The organism is Pedococcus cremeus (assembly GCF_900111375.1).
GTDB classification, from domain to species: domain Bacteria; phylum Actinomycetota; class Actinomycetes; order Actinomycetales; family Dermatophilaceae; genus Pedococcus_A; species Pedococcus_A cremeus.
Genome location: NZ_FOHB01000010.1, coordinates 1 through 23097 on the forward strand (window position 1 = coordinate 1; position 23097 = coordinate 23097).

Sequence of the window (23097 nt, forward strand, 5' to 3'; positions counted from 1 at the left end):
CCTGACGGCTGATCATGTCCGTCTCGAGGCGCACCAGCTCCTCATCGAACACGGGGGGCCCGGGCCCCTCGCTGGTCTCCGGAAAGTACCTGTGAGGGTCCTGTGTTGCTCCGTCGAGCGAGATGAGGGTGTACAAGACGATCTTCGACACAGCGAGCCTTTCGTCGGAGCTTGTTCTTGGATTGACTCACGCGCTTCGTGGAACTCATCGTCCGGCCGGTCCTGCAGCGGCCGGACGAGGTCGTCCGCGGCGGACTTCAGCCAGGCGATCGAAACGGACTTGTTTGCCGTTGAACGCTTCTCCGAGCGCGAACTGACGGCGGGCCACGAGTAGGTCTACCCGCGATGGGAACCGTTCGAGTAGCGCGCACATCTGCCGCTGACCGCGCGCTCGACTGTCGCAGATCAGGTGGCGGATGTCCGTTGCGCCAACCGATGGAGCAGAGACTGCTGGCCATCGGATGCTGAACTGGGCTCTAAGGGATCAAGGCGCCGGCTCCGCCGGCGCACGGCCTGCGGGCGGCGCTGGCGCTCCGGCCCAGGCGAGCCCACCCTCGGGCCTCCGCGACGCCACAGCCGGGCCCCGCGCCCAGGCGACAGACGCGATGCGCAGTTCTCGGCCGCAAGCCGACTTCCCAAGTGGACATGCGCGCTCGGACTGCCGCATGAGGGGACCTTCGCCTGTCGGACGGCCATGCTTTGATCCGCGAATGCACAAGGTCGTTGTTGGCGCGCTGGTTCGTGAAGGCCGAGTCCTACTCGTGCATCGGAGCCCCAACAAACGTGCGTACCCGGACGTGTGGGATCTGCCCGGTGGGCTCATCGAGGCCGGCGAGTCGGAACTTGGCGCGCTCACGCGAGAACTGCACGAAGAGCTCGGCGTGCACATAGCGACGGGCTCGGCGTCCCATCTCTGTCGGGTGGCCGCGGGACCTGCGGAAGAGCCGGCACTCCTGAGCGCTTGGCTTGTGCGTGACTGGCAGGGAACGCCGGCGAACGTCGCACCCGAGGAACACGACGACATCGGATGGTTCGGCCTTCAGGAGCTGCCTCCTCCGGCCCACGCAGTCGTGCGCACGGCTCTGGTGGAGGCGATGCGGAGCCACCGCGCCTGAACTACGACCGCGCTGTACTCGGCATGTCCCTGCGCTCACACCCGTGAGTCCAACTCGAAGCTCGGGCGGAAAGCCGTCCAGGACTGACGCCCACGCTTAGACAAGGTCATCGGTTGCGGCGTTGAGGCGGAAAACGCCTTGTCGCAGCGCGTGACAGCCTGCTTGGCTGCGGGCCGTGACCGAACTTCACACACCGCGCCTCACTTTGCATGCGGTCGACACGGCAGAGGCTGAACGCATCGTCGCGCGTCGCGCCGCAGCGGGGGACGTCTGGGCAGACGACTTCCCTTTCGAGGGTGACGTCCTCGGCGTCACGGCGTTCCTCCGGGCTGCCTCAGCTCATGGCAACCCGCAGCCCTTCGGTCACTACCGGATCACCCGCAATGCCGACGGGCAGGCCATCGGGGGCATCGGCTTCAAAGGCCAACCCCGCAACGGATGCGTTGAGATCGGCTACGGCCTTGCCCCGTCGGCTCGTGGCCACGGCTATGCCGCGGAGGCACTGACCGCTCTCCTGACCGTCGCGGCCGATCACGGCTTGTTCCGGGTTGTCGCCGAGACCGACAAAGACAACCTCGCCTCGCAACGCACGCTGGAGCGTGCGGGTTTCCGGCAGTCGGGCGCCGACGACCACCGGTACCTCTATGAAGCGCTCCTCGACAACTCTGAGCAACGAGTCAGCCCAGACCCCAGCTGACCGCTCCGGTCACCGATGCGCTGGCCGCACTGCACCTCCGTGGGGCGCGGCTCTCGTCCGGGCCGTCAGCGACGAGGACAAGGGGGCGCCGAGGGGTCAACCCTGGTACCCGACAAGCCAACGCACACCGAATCGATCTGTGACCTGTCCGTCGTGGTCCCCCCACGGTCTCGCCTGCAGGGGATCGAGGTCGATGCCACCGTCGCTCAGCGCAGCGAACCATTCCTCGAGCGTGGCCGGCTCCGCAGTGCCCAACAGGGCAAACAGCACTCCTTCGAGCCGCACTCCGGGCTCACCTGAGGCCGCGTCGGAGGCGAACAGGTCCACCGGCCCGCGCAGCATTCCGTGCGCGATGGCCTCGGCAGGTCCGTCGTCACGTCCGAACTCCCCGAAGGTGTTCAGCACCAACTCGCCGCCGAACACCTCCTGGTAGAAGGTGAGCGCCTCTCGTGCCGTACCCGGGAACGAGAGGTAGGGCGTCAGTCTGGTCATGCAGGGCATCCTTCTGTTGGTGGTGGCGTGGACAGCCGATTCTCGTGCTTCCTCGAGGGTGGACGGCCGGAGCCCGGGATTCTCATCGGTTCATCCCGAGGTTGTGATCCACGGGAGAATGGACCGCTTGAGCCCCGAGGCAGCCGGAACGTGTCAAAGCACCAGACAGAAGGGGTGACCCGCCGGGTCCGCGAGCACGTAGAGGGGTGCGTCCTCCACATGAGTGCGGTCATGCAAGAGCCGGGCTCCCAGCTTCTCGGCACGCTCACGGTGCCGTTCCAGCTCCTCGAGCGACCGGACCTCGAAGTCCATGTGCATCTGCATCGGAACCACCTCGGACGGCCACGTGGGAGGCGTGGTGTCCTCCTTCTTCTGGATCGTGACCACTCGGCTGCCGTTGTCGTCGAGCAGGACGATCCAGTCAACTTCGTCAGGGCTGCCATCACTGGGCGGCTTGTCGCGATCCCGGTAGTGCAGCCCGAGGAGCTCGCGATAGAACTCGGCCAAACCGCGGCAGTCGCGCGCGTCGATGGCGGTGTGCAGAAGGACCGGATAGTTGGACACTGTGACGCCTCCTGACTGGTGAGGTCCCTCACCGTAGCGGCCGGCACGCGGGTCGCTGATCGGCATGAGCGGACTTCCCTGGCCAAGAGTGACGCCCCCGCCTGGACCCGAGTCGCTTCACGAGCGCAGCGAAGATCGCCAACCCCCTGAGGGCGTCCTCCGCTGCGGGTAGGTTTCGCAGCATGGCCGGCACCGCGGCTGGGTCACGACGGGCGAGCCTGGATCCTGGCCGCTGCCTGGCCCAGGCGGTCGGCTTCCTCGTGCTGTTCGCCCTGGCCCGGGCTTTTGGCCTGCTCGGTCCACCGGTGGTGTCCGCGAGCATCCTCACCCTGGGGATGGTCCTGATCGCATGGCGTTCCGGCGCCACCGTTGACGACCTCGGCCTGCGCCGCGACCGCCTGCGGAGCGGGCTGCTCTACGGCTTCGCCGCCTTCGCCCTCGTCCTGCTCGTGTTGGTCCTCGCGGCCGCGATCCCTGCGACGCGCGGCTTCCTCCACGACACCCGGGCGGAGATCGACGGTGGGCAGCTCGCCTACGAGGTCGGTGTGACGATCGTGCTGCTGACGGCGGTGCCGGAGGAGCTCGCCTTTCGAGGCGTTGTCCTGGGGTCGGCGCGCAGCCTGTGGGGTTCGAGGTATGCCGTGCTGCTCAGTTCCGGCCTCTTCGGCCTGTGGCACATCGAGCCGACGGTGAAGACGATGTCGGGCAACAGTGCGGTGGGAAGCGCCTCCAGCAGCACCGGTGGTCAGGTCCTGCTGGTGCTCGGTGCCATCGCCGTGACCTTCGTCGCCGGTCTGGTGTTCTGCTGGCTGAGGCTGCGGTCGCGCAGCCTGGTGGCCCCCTTCATCGCCCATGTGGCCACCAATGGCCTGGCCCTGGTCGTGGCCTGGGTCATGCTCCACCGACGCTGATCAGACGTAACGGCCCCGGACTTGAGCGACCCTGGGCCGCTTCTGGGGAAAGGAGGACCGGCTGGCCGCTCACTCCACCTTCGCGATGATCTGCTTGAGGTCGTTCAGCTCCCCGGTGGTGATCCCGGTGGGGCGCATCACGGCATACCAACCGTCGACGTACTCCGTCGTGTACTTGTGACCGTGGCCGCCCGGAACCTCGGTCGCGAACGGCAGGTCGGCAGTCACCTGCCAGAACGTCACGAAGGGCATCCACACCATCCTCTGCAGCACGTCCTTCCCGGGTGCCTCGCCGATCCAGTCCGGCTGCTTGAGGATCAGCCGCGGGCTCCACCAGACGATCGGGTCGGAGGCGTGCATCAGGTACAGGACCCTGGTGCCGTCCCACGGCTGGTTCTCCGGAGGGATGGCGGTGCTGGCGTCGGAGGTGAACCGCACGGTCCGGCCGCCCTTGTAGACCGGCTGGACCTCGCGGCTGCCGGGGTCGCGGTTGTCTCGGAACTCCCCGAACAGGGTGTTGAAGTTCGGTGGCCCGGCGAAGACCGTTCCGGCGGTGCGGTTGCGCAGGTCGTACTCGCCACTGAAGGCCGTCTCCCCGCCGAAGGACCCCAGGCTCTCCCCCGCGACGAAGAGCCGCGGTCGCCGTGCCTGGGGCAGCTGGGACCAGCGCTCGTAGACCGCGTCGAACAGTGCCCGTCCGGCCTCGCGGGCCTTCTTCTGGTCGACCAGGTACGAGAGCCACGAGGGCAGGTAGGAGTACTGCATGGCCACAGAGGCCGTGTCACCACTGCTGAGGTACTCGATGCTGTCAACGAGGGCGGGGTCGACCCACCCGCTGCCCGTCGTCGTGATGACCACCAGGTTGGCCCTCTGGAAGCCTCCGGCGCGCTCGAGGTCCTTGACTGCGAGGGCGGCCCGGGACTCCGCATCGTCAGCTGACGTGAGGCCGGCATACGCACGGACCGGCTCCTGCGCCGGACGGTGCACGACGGCCTCGATGTCGCTGGCGGTCGGACCCTCTCCCGTGAAGGCGCGCCCCTGCCGGCCGAGGGAGTCCCAGGCCACCAGCGAGCCCGGTCCGCCCGAGCGGAGATCCGTCGTGGGCCGGGTCGTGCTCTCCTTGGTGGTGGTGTCCCGCACGGAGAAGGCCTGGTCCATCGCGCCCACGAAACCGTCGAGCAGGACACCGGTGACGAGCAGCCAGACGGTGGCGAACGCCAGGACCCAACCGGTCGCAGCGGCCGCCCGCCGCCCGAACCAGCGACTGAGCAACGAGGCCAGCCAGCGGTACAGACGCCGAATCCCCCGACCGATCTGCAGGAACAGGAGGAAGAAGAGCGCGGCGACGAGCGGCGAGAGGACGACGAGCGCGACGTTGTAGTCCGTGACGCCCATGAGGCCGCGGATCTCGTGCTGCCAGTACTGCCCGAGACCGAAGAACACCAGCAAAAGGACGGCGGCGCCGATGAAGAACGTCCGCCAGGCCCACGGTCTGGGTGGCCGGGCGTCCCGGTCGGCGTAGGCGCGCCAGATCCAGGCGACGAGGACTCCCAGCCCGTAGCCGATCGCCGCGTCGATCCCGCAGATGATGCCCTGGATGATCCCACCCCGCGGAAGCAGGGAGGGGGTGAACGACAGGGCTGCGAAGACCACCGCTCCCCACGCCCCCGGGAGCGTGAAGTGGAGCACCCGTCGGGACCTCCCACCCCCGTGGTGGGCGCCTGGGCTCTCCGTGCCATGCGGAGCAGACGCGCCGGGCCCACCCCCACGTTCGTCGATGGTGTCCTCAGAGCCCGACTCCGTCGCCGTCCCGATGATGTCCGATGTCGAATCAGCCACCGACGTGCCTTTCCTCCGCGGGCGACCCTGCACCCGTCCCACTCCATGAGAGCCGCAGCGCACAGGACCGGCATCGTCCGGCGCGAATGAGAGGGCACGGCCAGCGGCCCCCGCGTCGTCAACGGGCCAGCGGCCCCCGGGTCGCCGACGGGCCAGTGGCCCCCGATCACCGGAGGTGGCGCGCCGCTCGTGACACCAACCGCCCCAGGAGGGCCCCCGCGGTCGCCCCCGCGACGACGTCGCTGGGGTAGTGCACCCCGGTGTAGACGCGGGAGAAGGCAACGGCCGAGGCGGCCACTCGGAGCGGCAGCCGGAGGGCCGGCCAGACGTCGCCGACCGCGATGGCGAAGGCCGCGGCCGAGGCGGAGTGACCTGAGGGGAACGACGTCGATGACGGCATACGCACCCATCGGTCCGGCGGGACACCGAGATCCTGACGGTCGGGCCGGCGCCGCCCGGCCAGCTTCAGGGGCTGGTTGACCACCAAGGAGGCCGTTCCCACGGCCACCAGGCCGGTCACGGCGGCACGACGACCGCGAGGTCCGCCGGCCAGCGCGAGGACGCCGGCGACGACGAACCACGGCTTCGAGTGGTTGGCGTAGCGGGAGAGCCGCCGCAGCGGCTCGTCCAGCAGCGGCGTCTCCAGCTGCGCCACGGACCGGTAGACGGCGCGGTCGTAGTGACCGAGGTGGTTCAGGAGCCGCGCCGACTGGTCGCGGAGCGCTGCCCCGTGCGCGGCACCACGACTGCCGAGCCGCCGTGCCAGCCCTTCCTCCACCGGCTCCCGGGGCTCCAACGCGTCACCAGGTCAGCTCGATCTCGAGCTCGCTCTCCTCGTCGCCGACCTCGACCTCCAGCTTGAGGTCGACCTCGTCCGGGACGTGCACGGTGATGCGCATGCCGCCGCGTTCGAAGACGACCTCGTTGTTGCGCGCGAGTGCGTCCGCGAGGTCCCTCAGCCGGGCCGCGGCGTCCTCGCGGCTCAGCCGTTCCTTGTCGGCAATCTCGATCAGGTCCATGTCTACCTCCTTGGTGTGGACCCTGCGGGTGTCTGGTCGCGACCCAGGGCGATGCGGGCCAGCTCGGCCAGCCCGGCGAACATCCCCTCGGGGACCATCGCCGACGGTGACGCGCCGGGGTGCCGTCGGGCCACGCGAACCTGCAGGACCCCCGGCCTGATGTGGAAGTGCAGCGGCGGTTCGAGCACCACCTTCTCGCCGTCGATGCCGGCGGGCAGAGGATGGTCCGCCTCGACGTCGAAGGTGGGCGCTGACCACTCGCGCCAGGGGCGCTGCGAGGAACTGCCATCGGCGCCGGCACCCGTGGGCCTGCCGACCACCGTGATGCCGAGGAGTCCGTCGTCGATCCGGGGCCGGGTCCCCGACCCCACGGCCCGACCGAGCCGGTACCGGTTGTTGGAGACCAGCACCGCCGCTCCCCCACGGTGCTCGTGTCCGCCAGGGCCGCGCCACCGCATGTCCGGTTCGGTGACGTCGGGGCCGAGGACGTCGGGCACCGTGTCGAGGAGCGTGCGGAGCTTCGCGTCGCGGTAACCGGCCCGCTGGACCGCTTGCGCGTAGAGCCCGAGCGAGACGTTGTTGACGAACACGCGGCCGTTGACCTCGGCCAGGTCGACCCGGCGTTCACCCCCGTCCACGAAGGCGTCGAGGGCGCCGACGACGTCGTCGCGGTCGACTCCCAGGTCCAGCGCGAAGTGGTTGCGCGTACCGGCCGGCACACACGCGTACGGCAACCCGCAGGCAGCCGCGACGGCCGCCACGATCGCCTGCGAGCCGTCGCCACCGGCCATCGCGAGTCCGTCCGCACCGCGCTCGACCGCACCCCGGACCAGGGTCTCGAGGTCGTCACCGGGACGCAGCTCGATGGGCTCGATCCCTCGGTGGGCCGCCTCGTCGGCGAGCCTGAACCGCTCGGCCTTGCCGCCACCGGACCGGGGGTTGAAGAAGAGCACGGGGTGACGCGGAGCCGGCGCCCTCGGCAGGTCGACATGGACGTGGATGGCGGCCCTGGCTGCACCGACCGTCGCCACCACCCCGGCCACGACGAGCGCGTCGGCCAACGGCGTCCCTCGGGTCACGACCAGGACCAGGGCTCCACCGAGCGCCGCCGCAGCGACCGCCAGGCCGGCCACCCGGGCGACGCCCCGCCGGACCACGGCATACCAGGCGGAGACCCCGGCCACGAGCACGAGGCCCAGCAGGAAGAGTCCTCGGGGGAACTCCCTCACGGCGACGACGACGGCCAACACGCTCGTGGCCGCGCCCAGCACCAGCGCGAGGCCTGCCAGCCATCGCCGCGTCACGGGACCACGTCCGCGTCCACGGCGCCCCTCGTGGGACGTCGGTCAGGACTTCGGGGTGGCGGCACCCTCGGACCGTAGGCCGCCGGCACACAGACCGGCATCACGCAGCACGGGTGATTCCAGCCTGGACGGCGTGCCCAGCGGGCATCGGTCGCGTCATCGCGGCATACCCGTGTATGCCGTGGAGCAGCCGAGGCTCCGGCAGCCACTCCCCGACGTAGTCCTCACGCCGCCGGGCCAGCGTGCGGAGCCGGTTGGGTGCCTGGCGGGTGACGATCCGCACGAGGTAGGCCCGCGGGTTCTGGACCTCGGACTGCCCGTCCTCGCACAGGTCTGCCCACCGCAGGCAGGTCTCCTGCATGACGTCCTCGGCGTCGGCGGCGGAGCCGAGCATCTCGTAGGCGACCCGTACGGTGTGCCGGCCTACGGCTGATGGGGCTCTCGGCACGGGGCCTGCTCGGTACGCGCAGCGACCCGGTCGGAGTGGGAGCCGATCGTGCTCGAGCGCTTCAGCGTGGTCTGGCCCCCCGAGCAGGCCGACTGAAGCGGGACGTGGGTCCTTGGGCTCTGTGGAGCGCTTACGGCCCGTCAGAGCGTAGGGGCTGGGTTCACATGAGCCGCACGGAAGGGAGATCACCATGCCGAAGCTGTCCAAATCCACCGCCGCCCTGCACATGGGCATCCCCGGCTACCTGGACTCGCACGGGCAGGAGGTGGGTGACTGGTACGTCACCCTGGAGAACACCCTCGCGGACCTGGATTTCACACCTTTCTACAAAGGCGCACCGGACGACCTCTGCCAGGCACACCATCTGGGCTACGTGCTCAAGGGCAAGTTCGGGATCCGGAAGGCCGATGGCAGCGAGGAGATCTATGAACCCGGCGACGCCTTCGTCATCGAACCCGGCCACGTACCGCTGCAGTTCGAGGGCGGTGAGTACGTCGCCTTCACGCCTGCAGCAGACGCCCGAGAGCAGACAGCCGTGCTCATGCCGAACCTGGTGAAGTACGCGCGGGAGCACGATATCGAGCTGCCGGCTGATCTGGTCGCGCAGTTCCGGTGACCCATTACGTCGTCCTCGAGCGCTTCACCGTCGTGTGGCGTCCCGAGCACGCGGACTCGCGCAGGTAACAGGCCCTTGGGCTCTGTGGAGGGTTTTGCACCCGACCGAGCGTGGGCGGTGAGCAGCGAAGTCCCGCTCACCCATGAGCCTCACGGAACGGAGATCACCATGCCCAAGCTGAACAAGTCGAACGCCGCCTCACACCTGACCTTCCCGGGCTTCGCGGACATGTACGGGAACGAGCTCGGTGACTGGGACGTCAGCATCCAGAGCTCGCTCGTCGACATGGACCAGGCGCCCTTCTACAAGGGCGGCAAGGATGACCGGTGTCAGGCGAGCCACGTGGGCTACGTGCTCAAAGGCAAGTTCGGCATCCGCAAGGCCGATGGCTTGGAGGAGATCTTCGAGGCCGGTGACGCCTTCGTCATCGAACCGGGGCACACACCGTTCATGTTCGAAGGGGGCGAGTTCATCGCCTTCACCCCGCTCGCGGAGGCGAGGGAGCAGACGGCGGTGGTCATGCCCAACATCCTCACGTACGCCAAGGAGCAGGGCATCGAGCTCCCGGCCGAGGTGATGGCGCAGATGGGCCCGAGCGCTACGCCTTGAGCGTGAAGGCGACGGTGAACCCCTCCGGCGTGAAGCCGTGGTGCAGGTCGTCGCTGAGGTAGCGCGCGACCCACAGGCCCGAGTGGCGCCGGTCGCCGCGGATGTGCCGTGGCGGCAGGTACCCCGCGAACGGGTCGCGGATGCCCTGGCCGCGGTCGGTGACCGCACAGCTGACCTCGCCGTCGGTGACGGCCACCCGCACGTCGACCGGCGGGGCCCCGTGCTCGATGCCGTTGCGGGCCAGCTCGTTGGCGACGACGAGCAGGTCGTCGACCACGGTGGCGGGCATGGCACCGCCCAGCTCGTGCCGGAGGACGTTGCGAAGGTGGCGGAGGTCGCGAAGTCCCGACACCGTCGTCAGCGGTGGCCCGGCCGGCACGCTGACCGCGGAGGACACCGACTCCAGCACGACCACGGGGTCGAGCGCCTCGGGGTTGGCGGCCCGGCCCCCTGCCGTGTCGAGCAGGTGGCGGTGGGTCTGCCGCCCCGTCTCCAGGCACACTGCCGGCAGCCGCTCGGTGTCGTAGCCACAGACGGCCCACAACGACAGGTCGCCCACCGAATGGGTGTGCAGCGCCTCGAACCTGCGCCACTCCTGCAGCGCGCGGGGGCTCTCGTCACAGGCCACCTCCGCGAGGAGCCGCACCCGCACCCCGTCCCTGCTGCGCGACTCGACCAGGTCGCGCAGGAAACCCACGGCATCGAGCGCCTTGCGCCACACCTCCGCAGGGGGCACCACCGTCAGCCGGGCACCCCGGCCAGCCGCCGCCGTCAGAGGGCTGGCGAGGTCGTCCCGGCACAGCAGCACGAGGTCGTCACCTGCCTCGACTCCGTCGCGCAGCCAGGGACCGGTCACCGACACGAGCTCCGCGGACGTCGCGAAGAAGAGGGCATCGTGGACGTACCCGTCAGCCCCGGGTGACGGGCTCCAACCGCCTCCCCCCGCAGACACTCCCATAAAGCCCTCCCATCCCCAGCAGGCCGGCCTGCCGGAGGGCTTGCCCGGATGCCGCGTCCTGCCACCGAGGTCGGTGACCTGCTCGCACCCCGTGGACGCGTCCCCCGACCCATGGTGGCACGCTCAGGCGCCGCACGCCCTGCTCAGTTGCTGAGCAGCTCAGCGGGCACCGAGCAGTCGAGGCCGACGTCGTTCATCCGGCTCACGATGCTCTGCCCCTCCTCGTCGAGGGGGACCTTCAGCGACAGGGGCCGGGACGCCCGCTTCGCCAGCGCAGCGGCATACGCCTCCCTGGCGTTCACCAGCGACTCCCAGTCGCCCAGCCACGCCGGCATCGGCAGGTCGTTGTTGACCCGCTCCAGGCCCACGCGGCGGATCTGCTGCAGCATCAGCTCGACCGCGTCGTTCTGCGCTCGGATCGCCTTCACCCGCTGCTGCACCGTGGCGTCCGACGGCGGCATGAGCCGGTGCACCGTCTGCCGCATCATCGTGCACGCGGCGTTGCTCGTGTAGACGACGACCGGCTGGTCGACGACCTCGGCGCGGTCGTGGTTGGCCCACCGCCACAGGCCGAGCAGCGTCACGGCCACCAGGGCGAGGGCCGCGACCACCGACGTCGCGGCGACCCAGTGCTGCCACCTTCCGCGGGCCATGTTCCATGGTGCGCCGACGATGCCGACATCGCCCATCGGCGCCTGCCGGACCCCCGCCTACGTCATGGGGGTGACGGCTGCGTCGCTTTCGCTTCCGCCGCTCGTCCGAGGTCCGCGGGGCGGTCAGAGGTGGAGCAGCCGGTCCACCAGGGAGGGGGCCACGACCAGTGTGAGGATCAGGCTGTTGAGCACGAGGGCCGCCGTGCCCTCGCGCCCCGCGCCGGCCCGCACCGCCCGGCCGCCCAGCACAACGCCCACCACCAGCGGCAGCACCCACAGCAGGGTGACGGCCGACCACGGCAGCCACTCCCTGATGTAGGCGACGTCCCCACCGGTCATGTCCGCGCCCAACCAGCCGGCCACCACGCCGGACAACCCGACGAAGGCCGCGGTCCACAGCGCGAAGGCGACCAGCATGCCGAGCGACCAGCGCGCCAGCCGCTCGCCGTGGGTCCTGGGGCTGCCCCTGCGCTGGTCGTGGCGCTGACCTGTCGACCCCACCGTCATGACGCTCGCCTCCTCCGGACACGGCGAGCGTCCACCCGGCGGTGCGGCGGACGGAAGAGGAGAAGGTCCCAGGGTCACCTCACGGACGTCAGGCGTCACCTCGACCGGGCGCGGGACAGGAGACCAACCACCCGATGGGTATGCCGCAGGCTCGCCTCAGCTGGGGAGGTCGCGCCGGGTGCGCAGGGAGGGTGGGCCGGGCAGCGGACGGCGGGGCTCGCGGACCCCGGCGGGCCCTCCCGGTCCGGCGTCGCCGAAGACGCCCACCAGCCGTCGCCCGCGGACGCGCCGGTGGCGGTACACGGCATACAGCTGGTCCGAGGTCTCGCGGTCGGGCAGGCGGGTGAGGTCGAACGCGCGGCGAGCCCGCATGACCGCCTCCCCCGGGCTCGCGGCACTGATCTCGAGGGCCCGCCCGCGCGGGCCCGGCCACTGGCCGTGCTGCACCACGTCGTAGATCGCCATGCCTCCCAGCATGCTCCTGCCGGGGCGCAGGGGGACAGACCTTTGCGACGAACGGCGCGGATCGCCTCGGCCGACTGGGTGTGGTCGGCTGGTGCGGTCGGCTGGTGCGTGCGCCCGGCTACTCGACCGGCTCGAGGGCGGCGAGCAGCTGGTCGCAGGCCTCGACGCAGCGGCGGCAGGTCTTCGCGCACACCTCGCAGTGCAGGTGCATCTCGGCGTGCTGCTCGCACTCGACCGCGCACGCGTGGCACATGGCACGACAGGCCTGGAGCAACGTGATCAGCAGCTCGTTCGACGCCGCGCCCGGGTGCCGTGAGAGCACCCTGGCCGTCGCGTCGCACACGTCGGCGCAGTCGAGGTTCTGCTGGATGCAGTCACGGAGCTCGGCGACCATGTCCTCGGAGAGGCAGGCGTCGGCGCAGGCGGTGCAGGAGTACACGCACTCGAGACAGGCGAGGATGCAGTTCTTCAGCACCGACTCGTCCAGGTCGCCGACGCCCTTGGGGTGCGTCCGGAGCATCTCGCTCACAACGGTCATGGTTCCTCCGTCCGGATCGGGATGGCTTCCATTCCGGCACAGAAACGGGTCCCACGCCACCGCAGATCCGCGTACCGCGGGCGTGGCTTCGGGGCGTCGCGCCGGCTCAGCGTCCGAGCCACGGAGAGCCGGCTCGCGGCAGGGTCAGTCGCGCTCCCACGGGGCCGTCTCGCCCATCTTCTCGTAGTACTTCGCCAGGTGGTTCTTCACGCGGTCGATGTCGTCCTTCGGCAGGTCGGCGCCGCCACGGGAGCCCTGCATGACGTTGCCGGCCGCCATCACCCCGCGCGGCACGGCCCTGATCCTGCCGTCGACGACGTCGGCGATGAGCAGCTTGTAGGCCGTGAAGTTGTCGGCCTTGTCGCCGTCGTACCAGACGTGGGCGTCGCGGTACTTGGCGTTCGGCCCGTCCTCGGCGCCCGCCCACTCGCGGACACGGCGCTCGGCGGCGTCGCCGTCCCACTCGCGGTCGCGGTCGGCGAGGGGCAGGTCCTGGAACTTCGTGACGGTCATCGCTGCTTCCTCCTCGAGAGTCGGTCAAAGCCTGGTGTGCCCGGATCGGGAGTACCCACCTCGGCGCACCGTCAATCAGGCCGTGATGGTGCCGCCCTCGAACGTGCAGGTCAGGCGGCCGTTGGACGAGACCGTGTCAGTGACCGGGTAGCCGTACTTCCCGGTGGCGCCGCCCGCGGCCTTCCACTGCGACAACACCTCGCCGTAGAGGCGCCGCGCCGAACCCGAGCCAAGCCGCCACAGCTCACCGCTCCTGAACGCCTGGTAGCTGCCGCGGCTCGCCGAGCTCACGGCCGCGGTCGGGTACCCGAGCACGCCGTTCTCCCGTCCGGCGGCGACCCACCCGGTCCACATCGCGCCGTGCACCGCCTGCGTCGTGGTCGCGGTGCTGTCGGTGATGGCGCCCTTCTGGAAGAGCTGGATCCACCCGTTGGTGGTGCTGGTGAGCGGACCCGTGGGGAACCCGAGGGTGCCCTTCTCGCGGCCCTCCCGCTTCCACACGTCCCAGCGGACGCCCCACACCGACTGTGTGCTCGTCGCGGTGCTGTCGGTGATGGCGCCCTTCTGGAAGAGCTGGATCCAGCCGTTCGTGACGTCGGTCTTGGGGCCGACGGGGTAGCCGAGCTTGCCGCCCTCCCGGCCTTCCCGCTTCCACACGTCGTAGCGGACGCCCCACACCGTCTGGGTCGAGGTCGACGCGCTGTCGGTGATGGCACCCTTCTGGAACAGGTGGATCCAGCCGCTGTCGCGGGTGCTGATCTTCTCGGAGGTCGGGTAACCGAGGTGCCCGCGCGGGCCGCCCTCCTCGTTCCACTTGCTCAGCACCCAGTTGTTCATCGCGCGGCTGCCGTTGGTGCTGGTCGAGTAGATCGCGCCGCCCTGGTAGCGCACGTAGGTGCCCTTGCCGTCACCGACCGAGCGCACCGGCCCGGTGGACGCCTTGAGGAAGGAGCCCTGCTCGCCCATCGCCTTGTACCGCGCGGAGATCGGTCCCCACTTGGGCAGGCTCGGCGAGCTGTGCTCGGCGGTGCGGTCGTCGCGCAGCGAGGTGGTCGTGCAGTTCGCCCACTTGTACGGCGGCACGCAGCTGACCACGCGGCAGTGCACGCCGCCGCTGCACTTCACCTGGGTGTTGCACTGGCCGTAGCGGAAGGCGTTGCAGCAGATGCGCCGCTGGTCGCAGGTGGCCGTCGACCCGGTGCCACAGCTGCAGCTCCAGCAGCCCTTGTCGCAGATGTGGTCGCCGCTGCAGCCCGAGCTGCACTTCGAGCACGAGGCGTTGCAGTCGACGATGTAGCGGTAGCCCCCGCCGCACCACGAGGAGCCTGCCGCCTTCCACCAGCCGGCCGCGAAGCTGCCGGGCGGGCACGAGTTCACGCCCTTGTTGATGGTGCTGCAGAAGACGGTCCACCCGCTCGAGGCGGTGTTCCCCGGCCCGCAGATGGTGCTGTATGCCGTCTGCGGCCTCAGCGCGTAGGCCTTGGGGTCGGTGACCAGCGCCGACCCGGCCACCGCCGCGCCGACGAAGAACCCACGCCGCCCAACCGGGCCGAACCGCTCGGAGATCCGGCTGACCAGCCCGACCAGTCCGCGTCGCTCCCCGGTGGTGATCTGCTCCAGCGTGCCGCTCATGTCATCTCCCCTTGCCTGACCAGGGTGCGCCGGTCAGTGACGTGCAGGCCGCGCACGACCTCGGCGGCACGTGGAACGGTGGCCATCCGGCGGGAGTGGCTGCCGATGACGGTGAACAGGCAGAAGGCCCGTCCCCCGACGCTGAAGAAGTGCTGCGAGGCGCTGCGCCCGGGCAACGGCCGCTGGAGCCGGTTCGGCCCGAACTGCGACGGCGCGAGCCGGGGCATCCCCTGCTCGGCGAAGAGGCCCTGGTCGGCGACCTCCGAGCCGTACTCGACGAGCGAGATGAAGACGTCCTCGGAGCCGAGCAGGTCGACCACCCCGCTGCCGAAGTCGCCCCGGTCGCTCGGCAGGTCGATGGTGCAGGCGTGGAGGATCGGCCGCATCACCTCACCGTTGGGCTCGACGCGCTCGAGGGCCTGTCCCCGCATGGCGGGCGACAGCCCGTGCGGCACACCGGCAGCCACGCTCGCCTTCCGCTCGATCGCCAGTCGCCACCCCCGCGGCGGCTGGCACCTGAGGCCGTATTTCTCCACTGCCATCAACTCCCCACTGCGGCGACGCCCAGCGCCACCGCTCCTGCAGCCAGGGCCACCCTAGCGATGACGTCCGCCGGATTTGCCCACTTTTCGACCGTGCTGAAGATTCTGTGCAGCCCGGCCCGGTCCCGCACCCCGGCCATCAGTACCGAGGGCAGCGCGCGGACCAGCCCGAAGACGCCTCCGAGCAGCAGGCCCGCGCCGGGCGAGCCGGAGAGCAGCGCCAGAAGCGCCACGGCATATGTCGTGGAGCTGGTGATGATGGTGACCAGGCCGAACCCGAGCTGCGCCCCGAAACCCACGCCGTAGACCCAGCCGCGGTAGCGGGTGAGCCACTGCTCGTCGACCTGCCGCTGCCACGACGGCAGCGACAGGCCGCCCAACCGCAGGTCGAGTGCGAGACCGAGCAGCAGCAGCGCGGCCGCGAGGCCGAGCGCCCAGGGGGACGACCGCACCGGGTCGGGGACGGCGGAGCCGAGCAGCCCGAACAGGCCGCCGAGCGCGAGGCCACCGACGAGGGAGCCGAGGACGTATGCCGTGGTGGTCACCCACCAGCGGGAGGCGCGGGCCCGCTCACCGAGCGGGCTGATGCTCGAGAGCATCGACTCACCTCAAGGCGACCAGGTCGCCCGCACCGCCGCCACCACCGCCATCGGGAGTCCGATGACGAGGGCGAGGCGGGTGGCGTCCATGGCAGCGGCGTCGGTCAGTGCCCGTGCTGGTGGACGTGCTGGTGCTCGTCCGCCGCGGCGTCGTCGGGGTCCGGCGACTCGTACAGGCTGGGGTGGCCCGGGTGGATGCCCGAGTCGAGCAGCTCGCGGTCCATCCGCGGCAGGTTGTCGTGGGCGCCCCGCTCCGAGAGGTCGTCGGCCACGGCCTGGCTCATGAGGTCGCGCACCTGGGGCCAGGTGGTCGAGGAGCCCTCGCCGGTGATGACGCCCTCCTCGACGAAGACGAAGTAGGGCGAGCCCGGGATGCCGTAGTCGGTCCAGCCGCCGGAGGACTGCACCACCTCGAGCCGGTCGCCGGCGAGCCGGCGCAGCGTGGAGATGCTCTCCTCCTCGGGGCCCTTGGCCACCACGACGAGGCGGGCGTCGCCCGGCACGTCGACATCACCCTGGCGGAACTCGTCCCAGAACGTCTGGCACACGGTGCAGCCGCTGGAGAGGTAGGCCAGCAGGGTGCGCTGCCCGCGACCGGTGACGTCGACGGTGCGGTCCTTCCCGTCGAGGGTGGTGCCGATGACGTCGGCGGCGCGGCTGGTCTCGGGACGGGCGTTGGCCACCACGCCGCTCTCGATCTCGACCTGCACCGGTCCGGGCGAGCCGGTCGACCGGGTCGCGCCGGTGCCCGCCTCCTTCTCGAGCTCGAGGCCGGCACCGAGCTCGTGCAGGGCCTTCAGGATCAAGGCGTGGCTGCGGAGCAGGCCCAGGACGAGCACCGCGAGCAGGGCGATCGCCACCCCCTCGGCGATCACGACGGCGGTCATGGGCTCATCCCCCTCATCTGTTGGTGGTCGCGGTGGTGGTGGCCGGGCCGGTGCTGCGGACCGCGGCCGGCGTGACCGTCGGCAGCACGGCCAGCGCCTGCCAGGCCAGGAACGTGATCAGCGCGGCCAGGGCGATGGTGCCGACCACGGCAGCTGCGCCGCCCGAGGTCCAGGCCCCGCGCTCGGGCGTCGCCGCGACGACGCCGGCCAGCACGGCCAGGGCACCGGTCACCGCGAGGTGGCTGCGGGTGGGCGGTGTGTCGGCCTTGCCGAAGCACCCGCACGAACCCAGGACGCCCCCGCGCTTCAGCGCGAGGGCGACGAACCCGGTGAAGACGAGGTATGCCGCGCACACCAGTGCCGCGTTCACGGTGCCCGGGCGGGCGACCGCCCACAGGCCCAGGGCCACCTCGACGGCGGCGACCACCCGCACCAGCCCGCGTCCGGCGGGGAGGCCGGTGGAACGCAGCGCCCTCACGAGCGGCATCGGGTCGCCCAGCTTCGGCACCCCGGCCCCCACGAGGAGCGCGGAGGCCGCCAGGAACGGCGCGGCGAGCTCACCCGACATGGGCCAAGACCCTACCCCGACCATCGACGGTCCAGGAGATGCAAGAGGAGATGCAACAGGAGGTGCGAGGAGATGCGACGGGACAAGCGACGGGGCCGGGCGCCGTGGTGGCGCCCGGCCCCGTGCCGGTCAGTGCGGTGCAGTCAGGCTGCGGTTCAGCTGGTCTTGCCCTTGTCGCCGTTGGCGGAGGTGGTGCCGCCGGGGCTGGTGCCGGTGGTGCCCTCGGGGGTCGACTCGAACGGCGTGTCGGTCGGGCCGGCGGGCTCGCCGGTCACGTCGTCGACCGCGGTGATCGAGGTGGTGTCCTCGTCATTCTTGCCGCCGGCCTTCTGCTTCGCCGCGTCGGCGACCTCGGACGCCTTCTCCTTGGCCGTCTCCGCTGCGGCAGCGGCCTTGTCCTTGGCCGTGCCGGCCAGCGAGGTCACCTTGTCCTTGGCGGTCGAGGCGGCCGAGGCGGGGCCCGTGGTGCCGGGGGCGGTGTAGGTGTCGCCCAGCGGCGTCGCCCACGGGTCCTCCCGCGGCGCGGACCTCTTGAAGAAGGCCGCTGCGGCTGCCGCGAGGGCGGCGAGGATGCCCAGCGTGATGAGGACCTTGCCCCCGCGGTGCTTCGGCTTGGCGACCGACTCGCCCTTGAGCACCGACAGGGCGTCGCCGCCGCGGTCGGTCAGGTCGGTGGCGTTGGCCCGGGCGGCAGCCGACGCCGCGGCGACCGCGGTGATGGCCTCGGCGACCTTGGGCAGCAGGTCGTCGACGATCTTGTCGCGGGCCGTGTCGACCCTGGGGCCCAGGCCCTCGACGGCCTTCTCCAGCCTGGGTGCGGCCAGCTCGATGCCGTGCTCGACGCGCGGCATCGCCCAGTCCTTCGCCTGGGCGGCGCGATCGCGGGCAGCCTCTGCGGCGGCCTCCGCTGCCGGGACAACGCGCTCCTTGAGGGCAGCCGCCTGGGCCGCGGCCTGCTTGGCCTGTGCCTGCGCCTGCTCCTGAACCTTCTCGGACCTGCTCTTGGTGCCGAACACCATGCCTCCTTGGGGTGAGAGCTCGTTGCGTCTGACGCCCATCCTGCCGTGTTTCACCCGCTGGGCAACCCCGAAAAGGCCTTTCGAGGGCCCGGGGTGACCGGCGCCACGACGGTCCCGTCGTGCGAGGATGCCGCCTATGAACGTCACCCTGCACACCAACCACGGCGACATCAACGTCACGCTCTTCCCGGACCACGCGCCCAAGACCGTCGAGAACTTCGTCGGCCTGGCCACCGGCGAGAAGGACTACAACGACGACGCCGGGCGCACCAGCCCCACGCCGTTCTACGACGGCCTGGTCTTCCACCGCATCATCCCGGGCTTCATGATCCAGGGCGGCTGCCCGCTCGGCCGCGGCATGGGCGGCCCCGGCTACACCTTCGACGACGAGATCAGCCCCGACAAGGACTTCACCAAGCCCTACATGCTGGCCATGGCGAACGCCGGCAAGCGGATGGGCAAGGGCACCAACGGTTCCCAGTTCTTCATCACCGTCGGCCCCACCACCTGGCTGCAGGGCAAGCACACCATCTTCGGCGAGGTCGCCGACGGCCCCAGCCGTGAGGTCGTCGACAAGATCGCCGCCGTCCCGACCGGTGCGAACGACAAGCCGGTGCAGGACGTTGTCATCGACAAGGTGACCGTCAACCGCTGACGGTTGCCCACCCCCGCAGCGGACGAGCACCGGAAGGCGAGAGCGATCGATGAGTGAGCCCACGGCATACCACCAACAGGCCCCGCCCGTCTGCCCGCGCCACCCAGACCGTGTCTCCTACGTGCGCTGCCAGCGCTGCGGCCGGCCGACCTGTCCCGAGTGCCAGCGGTCGGCCGCAGTGGGTGTCCAGTGCGTGGACTGCGTCAAGGCCCAGGCCGCCTCGACGCCGTCCGCCACCACCGTCTTCGGTGGCCGGGTCAGCGGGCGGCCGGTGGTCACCATCGGCATCATCGCCCTCTGCGTGGCCGTGTGGATCGGGCAGCAGGCCGACAGCCGGCTCACGTCCGACATCTGGTTCATCCCGGCGCTCGGGCAGGACGAGCCGTGGCGGTTCATCACCTCGGCCTTCGCCCACTCGCCCGGCCAGGTCATGCACATCCTGTTCAACATGTTCGCCCTCTGGCTGGTGGGCGGGCAGTACCTCGAGCCGCTGCTCGGCCACGTGCGCTACGCCGTGCTCTACCTGCTGTGCGCGGTCGGCGGCTCGGTGATGCTGCTGCTGCTCGCCCAGCCCCCGTCGGGGCCGGTGCTCACCTGGCAGGACCTCGGCTCGTGGGGCACCCCCGCGGTCGGGGCCTCCGGAGCGGTCTTCGGGCTCTTCGGTGCGCTCATCGTGCTCAACCGCAAGCTCGGCCGGTCATCGGCCTGGATGTGGGCGACCATCGTCATCAACGGGGTGCTCGGCTTCGTCGTGCCCAACGTCGCCTGGCAGGCCCACCTCGGCGGCTTCGTCACGGGAGTCGCCGTCGCCTTCGTGCTGGCCTCCACACAGGAGCGCAGCCGGCGCCGCTGGCAGTGGCCCGGGTTGGCGGCCGTGGCGGTCCTGCTGGTGGCGGCGGCGTTCGCCAAGTACGCCGTGGCGCCGGACCTCGGCGTCACCTTCGCCGTGGGTGGCTGACGAACTACGTCAGACGGCGGAGGCGGTCTCACCCCTATGCCGTATTACACGCCTGTCATTTGTCCCCAGCTGGGGACAACCCTGTGGACAACCCCCAGATCTGTGCACACGGCATACCCAGTTGTGGAAAACCTGGGGGAAACCGCCCGCCGCGAGGCCGAGGAGCACGCGGAAGCACACAGGCCCCGCGCGGTGCCGCACGAGGGCGGCAGCGCACGGGGCCTGCGTATGAGGTGGGTGGAAGAGGCGGGGGTCAGCGCCAGCGGGTCGTCATCGCGAAGCCGGCCATCATGAGGCCGAAGCCGACGCCGAGGTTCCAGCGGCCCCACGCCTGGACGGGGTACTGCTGGCCGCTGATGTAGAAGGTCACGACCCAGATCAGGCCGAGGATCATCAGGCCGAGCATCACCGGCACGAACCACGGCGGGTTGCCGACCTTGGCCTTCTTCGGCTTGGCGGGCGGGGTGTAGGCGCGCTTCTCGCGGCCCTTGGACTCCGGCACCGGGAACTCCTCGTTGTCGTCTGTCTTGTCGTCGGTAGGCGTCAGTCGCCAGCGGCGGCCACGCGTGAGGGCGCGGCGGTGCTGTGGCATAGCGTAGTGCCATGGCCCACCAGCGCTGGACGTGGTTGACGCGGCGCCCGACCTTCTGGTCCGCCGCGGTGCCGCTCGTCGCGCTGTGTGCGGGTGTTCTCTTCGCCACCAGCGCCTCCACGGCCGCGGGCACCGACCTGCGCTCCAGCGCCCAGCAGCTGCCCGACGTCATCCGCGAGCAGACCCACCGCAACGCCGAGGCGGCCGTGCAGGTGCGCAACCTCCAGTCCGACGTCGACCGCCTGTCGGCCTCGCAGGCCCCGGGCGACGTGAGGGTCGAGCAGCTGACCCAGCAGGCCCTGAACCTCTCGGCCCAGGCCGGCACCCGCGAGGTGCGCGGACCGACGGTGTCGGTCGAGCTGCGCGACGCCCAGATCCCGTCGGACCAGCTGCCTCCCGGCATGACCGTCGACGACATCGTGGTGCACCAGCAGGACGTGCAGGGGGTGGTCAACGCCCTGTGGTCGGGCGGCGCCGAGGCCATGATGATCATGGACCAGCGGGTCATCTCCACCAGCGCCGTCCGCTGCGTCGGCAACACCCTCATCCTGCAGGGCCGCGTCTACTCCCCACCGTTCGTCATCACCGCCATGGGCGACCCCACGGCGCTGCGCAAGGCCCTCGACGACAGCCCCCAGGTGAAGATCTACAAGCAGTACGTCGACGCCATCGGCCTGGGCTATGAGGTGAGAACCAGCCCAGAGCGGACCTTCCCCGCCTACGCTGGCTCCGTGAACCTCCAGTACGCCTCGGTGCCCAAGTGACGACCCGGTGAGGCACCGCGCGCTGCGCTGGGGCGTCGGGGGCCTCGGCGACATCCTGGTGACCGCCGGGCTGGTGCACCTCCTCTTCGTCGCCTGGCAGCTGTGGTGGACCGACGTGGAGGCCAACCGCGAGCAGGGCGGCACCGTGCAGGCCCTGACGCGCGACTTCGGGCGCTCCGGCACCACCACCCCGGCCTCCGCGCCCAACGAGAAGCCCAAGCCGGTGAAGTTCGGCGAGGCCTTCGCCATCGTGCGCATCCCGCGCCTCGGCGCCGACTACGCCCGGCCCCTGCTCGAGGGCACCGACTACGACGTGCTCAAGAAGGGCCTCGGCCACTACCAGGGCACCGCCGCCCCCGGCGCCATGGGCAACCTCGCGATCGCCGGCCACCGCACCACCTACGGGCGTCCGCTGCACGACATCGACACGCTCCGCAAGGGCGACAAGGTCGTCGTCGAGACCAGGACCGGTTACAGCGTGTATGCCGTGCAGCGCCACGAGATCGTGCTGCCCACCCAGGTCTCGGTCATCGCCCCGGTGCCCGACAAGCCGGGCGCCAAGCCGAATGCCGCGTGGCTCACCCTCACCGCGTGCCACCCGAAGTACAGCGCCGCACAGCGCTACGTGGTGTTTGCCAAACTGGTGCGCACCTACCCCCGCGCCGAGGGCCTGCCGGCCGGCACCCTGACCGCGCCCGCGAAGACGTCCTGACCCCGCGCTGACGACAAGCACCCCTGAAGACAAGCACCCCTGACGACAAGGACTGACCTGATGATCTACGGCGCCATCTGGCGGGCCCTGCCGGGGCCGACCGCGCTCAAGGTGCTGCAGGCCGTGCTGCTGGTGGCCCTCGTGGTGGCCGTGCTCTTCCTGTGGGTCTTCCCCCACGTCGCGCCGTACATGCCGTTCAACGACAACACCGTCAACGCGGCCTCGACCGTCCCCACGCTGGTCCGGGAGGCCGCATGACCAGGGTCCTCGTCGTCGACAACTACGACAGCTTCGTCTTCACCATCGTCGGCTACCTCCAGCAGATGGGGGCCGACTGCACCGTGGTGCGCAACGACGCCGTCTCGGTCGAGGAGGCCGCGGGCTACGACGGGGTGCTCGTCTCGCCCGGCCCCGGCACGCCCGAGGAGGCCGGCGTCTCCATGGCCGTGATCGAGGCCTGCGCCGAGCGCTCGCAGCCGATGCTCGGCGTCTGCCTCGGCCACCAGGCCCTCGGCGCCGTCTTCGGTGCCGACGTGGTGCGGGCGCCGGAGCTGCTCCACGGCAAGACCTCGCAGGTCTTCCACGACGGCACGGGCGTCCTGGCGGGGCTGCCCTCACCGTTCACCGCGACGCGCTACCACTCGCTGACGATCGACCCGCCCACGCTGCCCGCCGAGCTGGTCGCCACCGGCCACACCGAGTCGGGCGTCATCATGGCGGTGCGGCACGCGAGCCTGCCGCTGCACGGCGTGCAGTTCCACCCCGAGAGCGTGCTCACCGAGGGCGGCCACCGCATGCTGGCCAACTGGCTCCGCCTGTGCGGCATGACCGACGCGCTCGAGCGCGCCGACGGCCTCAGCCCCCTGGTCCGCGACGCCGAGGGCGTCGCCCGGATGGTCGCCGCCGGCTGACAGCCGAGGG

Annotated in this window: 30 protein-coding genes and 1 pseudogene; 11 read left to right on the forward strand and 20 right to left on the reverse strand. The window is 70.7% G+C overall.

The features are described from left to right. Window positions 1–710: 710 nt before the first annotated feature. Together BMW78_RS17295 and BMW78_RS17300 are read left to right on the forward strand one after the other, a co-directional pair. Window positions 711–1115 carry an NUDIX domain-containing protein gene (locus tag BMW78_RS17295; protein WP_091762308.1) on the forward strand — a complete coding sequence of 135 codons (405 nt, stop codon included), beginning with the start codon at window positions 711–713 and terminating at the stop codon, window positions 1113–1115. A gap of 175 nt (window positions 1116–1290) precedes the next feature. Then, window positions 1291–1812: a GNAT family N-acetyltransferase gene (locus BMW78_RS17300; RefSeq protein WP_091762310.1), complete on the forward strand. Its 522-nt coding sequence runs from the start codon at window positions 1291–1293 to the stop codon at window positions 1810–1812. A 96-nt stretch (window positions 1813–1908) separates the two neighbouring features. Here the strand turns inward: BMW78_RS17300 and BMW78_RS17305 are convergent, their stop codons facing one another. Beyond that, entirely contained in the window at window positions 1909–2304 is a 396-nt protein-coding gene (locus BMW78_RS17305) for a VOC family protein (protein ID WP_091762312.1), read from the reverse strand. A gap of 153 nt (window positions 2305–2457) precedes the next feature. Then, window positions 2458–2934, reverse strand: a complete 477-nt coding sequence (locus BMW78_RS17310; RefSeq protein WP_091762314.1) for a VOC family protein — start codon at window positions 2932–2934, stop codon at window positions 2458–2460. A 116-nt stretch (window positions 2935–3050) separates the two neighbouring features. Between BMW78_RS17310 and BMW78_RS17315 the strand changes: the two genes are divergently transcribed. Next, the gene (locus BMW78_RS17315) at window positions 3051–3779 is read left to right on the forward strand and encodes a CPBP family intramembrane glutamic endopeptidase (protein ID WP_091762316.1); all 729 of its coding nucleotides are present in this window, start codon (window positions 3051–3053) and stop codon (window positions 3777–3779) included. A 69-nt stretch (window positions 3780–3848) separates the two neighbouring features. On the opposite strand, the gene BMW78_RS17320 is transcribed toward BMW78_RS17315, so the two are convergent. From BMW78_RS17320 to BMW78_RS21430, 5 genes and pseudogenes are all read right to left on the reverse strand, one after another. After that, on the reverse strand, window positions 3849–5468 hold the full coding sequence (locus BMW78_RS17320; RefSeq protein WP_245735939.1) for an alpha/beta hydrolase: 1620 nt from the start codon (window positions 5466–5468) through the stop codon (window positions 3849–3851). 316 nt (window positions 5469–5784) lie between these two features. Further along, the gene (locus tag BMW78_RS17325; RefSeq protein WP_218144408.1) at window positions 5785–6396 is read right to left on the reverse strand and encodes a phosphatase PAP2 family protein; all 612 of its coding nucleotides are present in this window, start codon (window positions 6394–6396) and stop codon (window positions 5785–5787) included. A 22-nt stretch (window positions 6397–6418) separates the two neighbouring features. Next, window positions 6419–6637, reverse strand: coding sequence for an amphi-Trp domain-containing protein (locus BMW78_RS17330; protein WP_091762320.1), 219 nt, complete (start codon window positions 6635–6637; stop codon window positions 6419–6421). A 2-nt stretch (window positions 6638–6639) separates the two neighbouring features. Next, a complete protein-coding gene (locus tag BMW78_RS17335; protein WP_091762322.1) occupies window positions 6640–7941 on the reverse strand; it encodes a diacylglycerol/lipid kinase family protein in 1302 nt (433 codons plus the stop codon). Window positions 7942–8128: 187 nt separating this feature from the next. Then, window positions 8129–8623: pseudogene (locus BMW78_RS21430) on the reverse strand (sigma factor); the annotation flags it as partial. On the opposite strand from BMW78_RS21430, the gene BMW78_RS17345 reads away from it, so the two are divergent. Next, entirely contained in the window at window positions 8580–9005 is a 426-nt protein-coding gene (locus BMW78_RS17345; protein ID WP_091762324.1) for a cupin domain-containing protein, read from the forward strand. The pseudogene BMW78_RS21430 and the gene BMW78_RS17345 sit on opposite strands and share 44 nt — an antisense overlap. Window positions 9006–9173: 168 nt before the next feature. Further along, window positions 9174–9614 carry a cupin domain-containing protein gene (locus BMW78_RS17350; protein ID WP_091762325.1) on the forward strand — a complete coding sequence of 147 codons (441 nt, stop codon included), beginning with the start codon at window positions 9174–9176 and terminating at the stop codon, window positions 9612–9614. On the opposite strand, the gene BMW78_RS17355 is transcribed toward BMW78_RS17350, so the two are convergent. The 12 genes from BMW78_RS17355 to BMW78_RS17410 form a co-directional block, all read right to left on the reverse strand. Further along, window positions 9604–10572, reverse strand: a complete 969-nt coding sequence (locus BMW78_RS17355; protein ID WP_091762327.1) for an MEDS domain-containing protein — start codon at window positions 10570–10572, stop codon at window positions 9604–9606. The two genes, BMW78_RS17350 and BMW78_RS17355, sit on opposite strands and share 11 nt — an antisense overlap. 143 nt (window positions 10573–10715) lie before the next feature. Then, window positions 10716–11225 (reverse strand): hypothetical protein, encoded by a 510-nt coding sequence (locus BMW78_RS17360; RefSeq protein ID WP_143056319.1) that lies wholly within the window; start codon window positions 11223–11225, stop codon window positions 10716–10718. 123 nt (window positions 11226–11348) lie between these two features. Further along, window positions 11349–11732 carry a hypothetical protein gene (locus BMW78_RS17365; protein WP_091762332.1) on the reverse strand — a complete coding sequence of 128 codons (384 nt, stop codon included), beginning with the start codon at window positions 11730–11732 and terminating at the stop codon, window positions 11349–11351. Window positions 11733–11888: 156 nt separating this feature from the next. After that, window positions 11889–12197, reverse strand: a complete 309-nt coding sequence (locus tag BMW78_RS17370; protein WP_143056320.1) for a hypothetical protein — start codon at window positions 12195–12197, stop codon at window positions 11889–11891. Between the two features lie 118 nt (window positions 12198–12315). After that, on the reverse strand, window positions 12316–12735 hold the full coding sequence (locus BMW78_RS17375) for a four-helix bundle copper-binding protein (protein ID WP_091762336.1): 420 nt from the start codon (window positions 12733–12735) through the stop codon (window positions 12316–12318). 144 nt (window positions 12736–12879) lie between these two features. Next, window positions 12880–13248: a hypothetical protein gene (locus BMW78_RS17380; protein WP_091762338.1), complete on the reverse strand. Its 369-nt coding sequence runs from the start codon at window positions 13246–13248 to the stop codon at window positions 12880–12882. Window positions 13249–13323: 75 nt separating this feature from the next. Next, window positions 13324–14880, reverse strand: a complete 1557-nt coding sequence (locus BMW78_RS17385; protein WP_091762340.1) for an LGFP repeat-containing protein — start codon at window positions 14878–14880, stop codon at window positions 13324–13326. Then, window positions 14877–15347, reverse strand: a complete 471-nt coding sequence (locus BMW78_RS17390; protein WP_143056321.1) for a hypothetical protein — start codon at window positions 15345–15347, stop codon at window positions 14877–14879. Before BMW78_RS17390 ends, BMW78_RS17385 begins: the two co-directional genes overlap by 4 nt. Window positions 15348–15421: 74 nt before the next feature. Continuing rightward, window positions 15422–16021: an urease accessory protein UreH domain-containing protein gene (locus tag BMW78_RS17395; RefSeq protein ID WP_091762345.1), complete on the reverse strand. Its 600-nt coding sequence runs from the start codon at window positions 16019–16021 to the stop codon at window positions 15422–15424. A 104-nt stretch (window positions 16022–16125) separates the two neighbouring features. Beyond that, on the reverse strand, window positions 16126–16908 hold the full coding sequence (locus BMW78_RS17400; RefSeq protein WP_091762347.1) for a hypothetical protein: 783 nt from the start codon (window positions 16906–16908) through the stop codon (window positions 16126–16128). Window positions 16909–16921: 13 nt separating this feature from the next. After that, window positions 16922–17476 carry a MauE/DoxX family redox-associated membrane protein gene (locus BMW78_RS17405; RefSeq protein WP_091762349.1) on the reverse strand — a complete coding sequence of 185 codons (555 nt, stop codon included), beginning with the start codon at window positions 17474–17476 and terminating at the stop codon, window positions 16922–16924. A 155-nt stretch (window positions 17477–17631) separates the two neighbouring features. Beyond that, window positions 17632–18495 (reverse strand): hypothetical protein, encoded by an 864-nt coding sequence (locus tag BMW78_RS17410; RefSeq protein WP_091762351.1) that lies wholly within the window; start codon window positions 18493–18495, stop codon window positions 17632–17634. A gap of 136 nt (window positions 18496–18631) precedes the next feature. Here BMW78_RS17410 and BMW78_RS17415 point away from each other — a divergent pair, with 136 nt between their 5' ends. Continuing rightward, entirely contained in the window at window positions 18632–19150 is a 519-nt protein-coding gene (locus BMW78_RS17415) for a peptidylprolyl isomerase (protein WP_091762353.1), read from the forward strand. Window positions 19151–19199: 49 nt separating this feature from the next. Further along, the gene (locus BMW78_RS17420; RefSeq protein WP_091762354.1) at window positions 19200–20108 is read left to right on the forward strand and encodes a rhomboid family intramembrane serine protease; all 909 of its coding nucleotides are present in this window, start codon (window positions 19200–19202) and stop codon (window positions 20106–20108) included. Between the two features lie 253 nt (window positions 20109–20361). Here the strand turns inward: BMW78_RS17420 and BMW78_RS17425 are convergent, their stop codons facing one another. After that, window positions 20362–20700, reverse strand: a complete 339-nt coding sequence (locus BMW78_RS17425) for a cell division protein CrgA (RefSeq protein ID WP_091762356.1) — start codon at window positions 20698–20700, stop codon at window positions 20362–20364. Window positions 20701–20711: 11 nt separating this feature from the next. On the opposite strand from BMW78_RS17425, the gene BMW78_RS17430 reads away from it, so the two are divergent. The 4 genes from BMW78_RS17430 to BMW78_RS17445 are packed head-to-tail and all read left to right on the forward strand — an operon-like array spanning window position 20712 to window position 23087. Next, window positions 20712–21464: a DUF881 domain-containing protein gene (locus tag BMW78_RS17430; RefSeq protein WP_091762358.1), complete on the forward strand. Its 753-nt coding sequence runs from the start codon at window positions 20712–20714 to the stop codon at window positions 21462–21464. 7 nt (window positions 21465–21471) lie between these two features. Then, window positions 21472–22176 carry a class E sortase gene (locus BMW78_RS17435; RefSeq protein WP_245735940.1) on the forward strand — a complete coding sequence of 235 codons (705 nt, stop codon included), beginning with the start codon at window positions 21472–21474 and terminating at the stop codon, window positions 22174–22176. A 60-nt stretch (window positions 22177–22236) separates the two neighbouring features. Further along, window positions 22237–22434, forward strand: coding sequence for a hypothetical protein (locus BMW78_RS17440; protein WP_218144409.1), 198 nt, complete (start codon window positions 22237–22239; stop codon window positions 22432–22434). Then, window positions 22431–23087, forward strand: coding sequence for an aminodeoxychorismate/anthranilate synthase component II (locus BMW78_RS17445; RefSeq protein WP_091762360.1), 657 nt, complete (start codon window positions 22431–22433; stop codon window positions 23085–23087). Before BMW78_RS17440 ends, BMW78_RS17445 begins: the two co-directional genes overlap by 4 nt. Window positions 23088–23097: the final 10 nt, after the last annotated feature.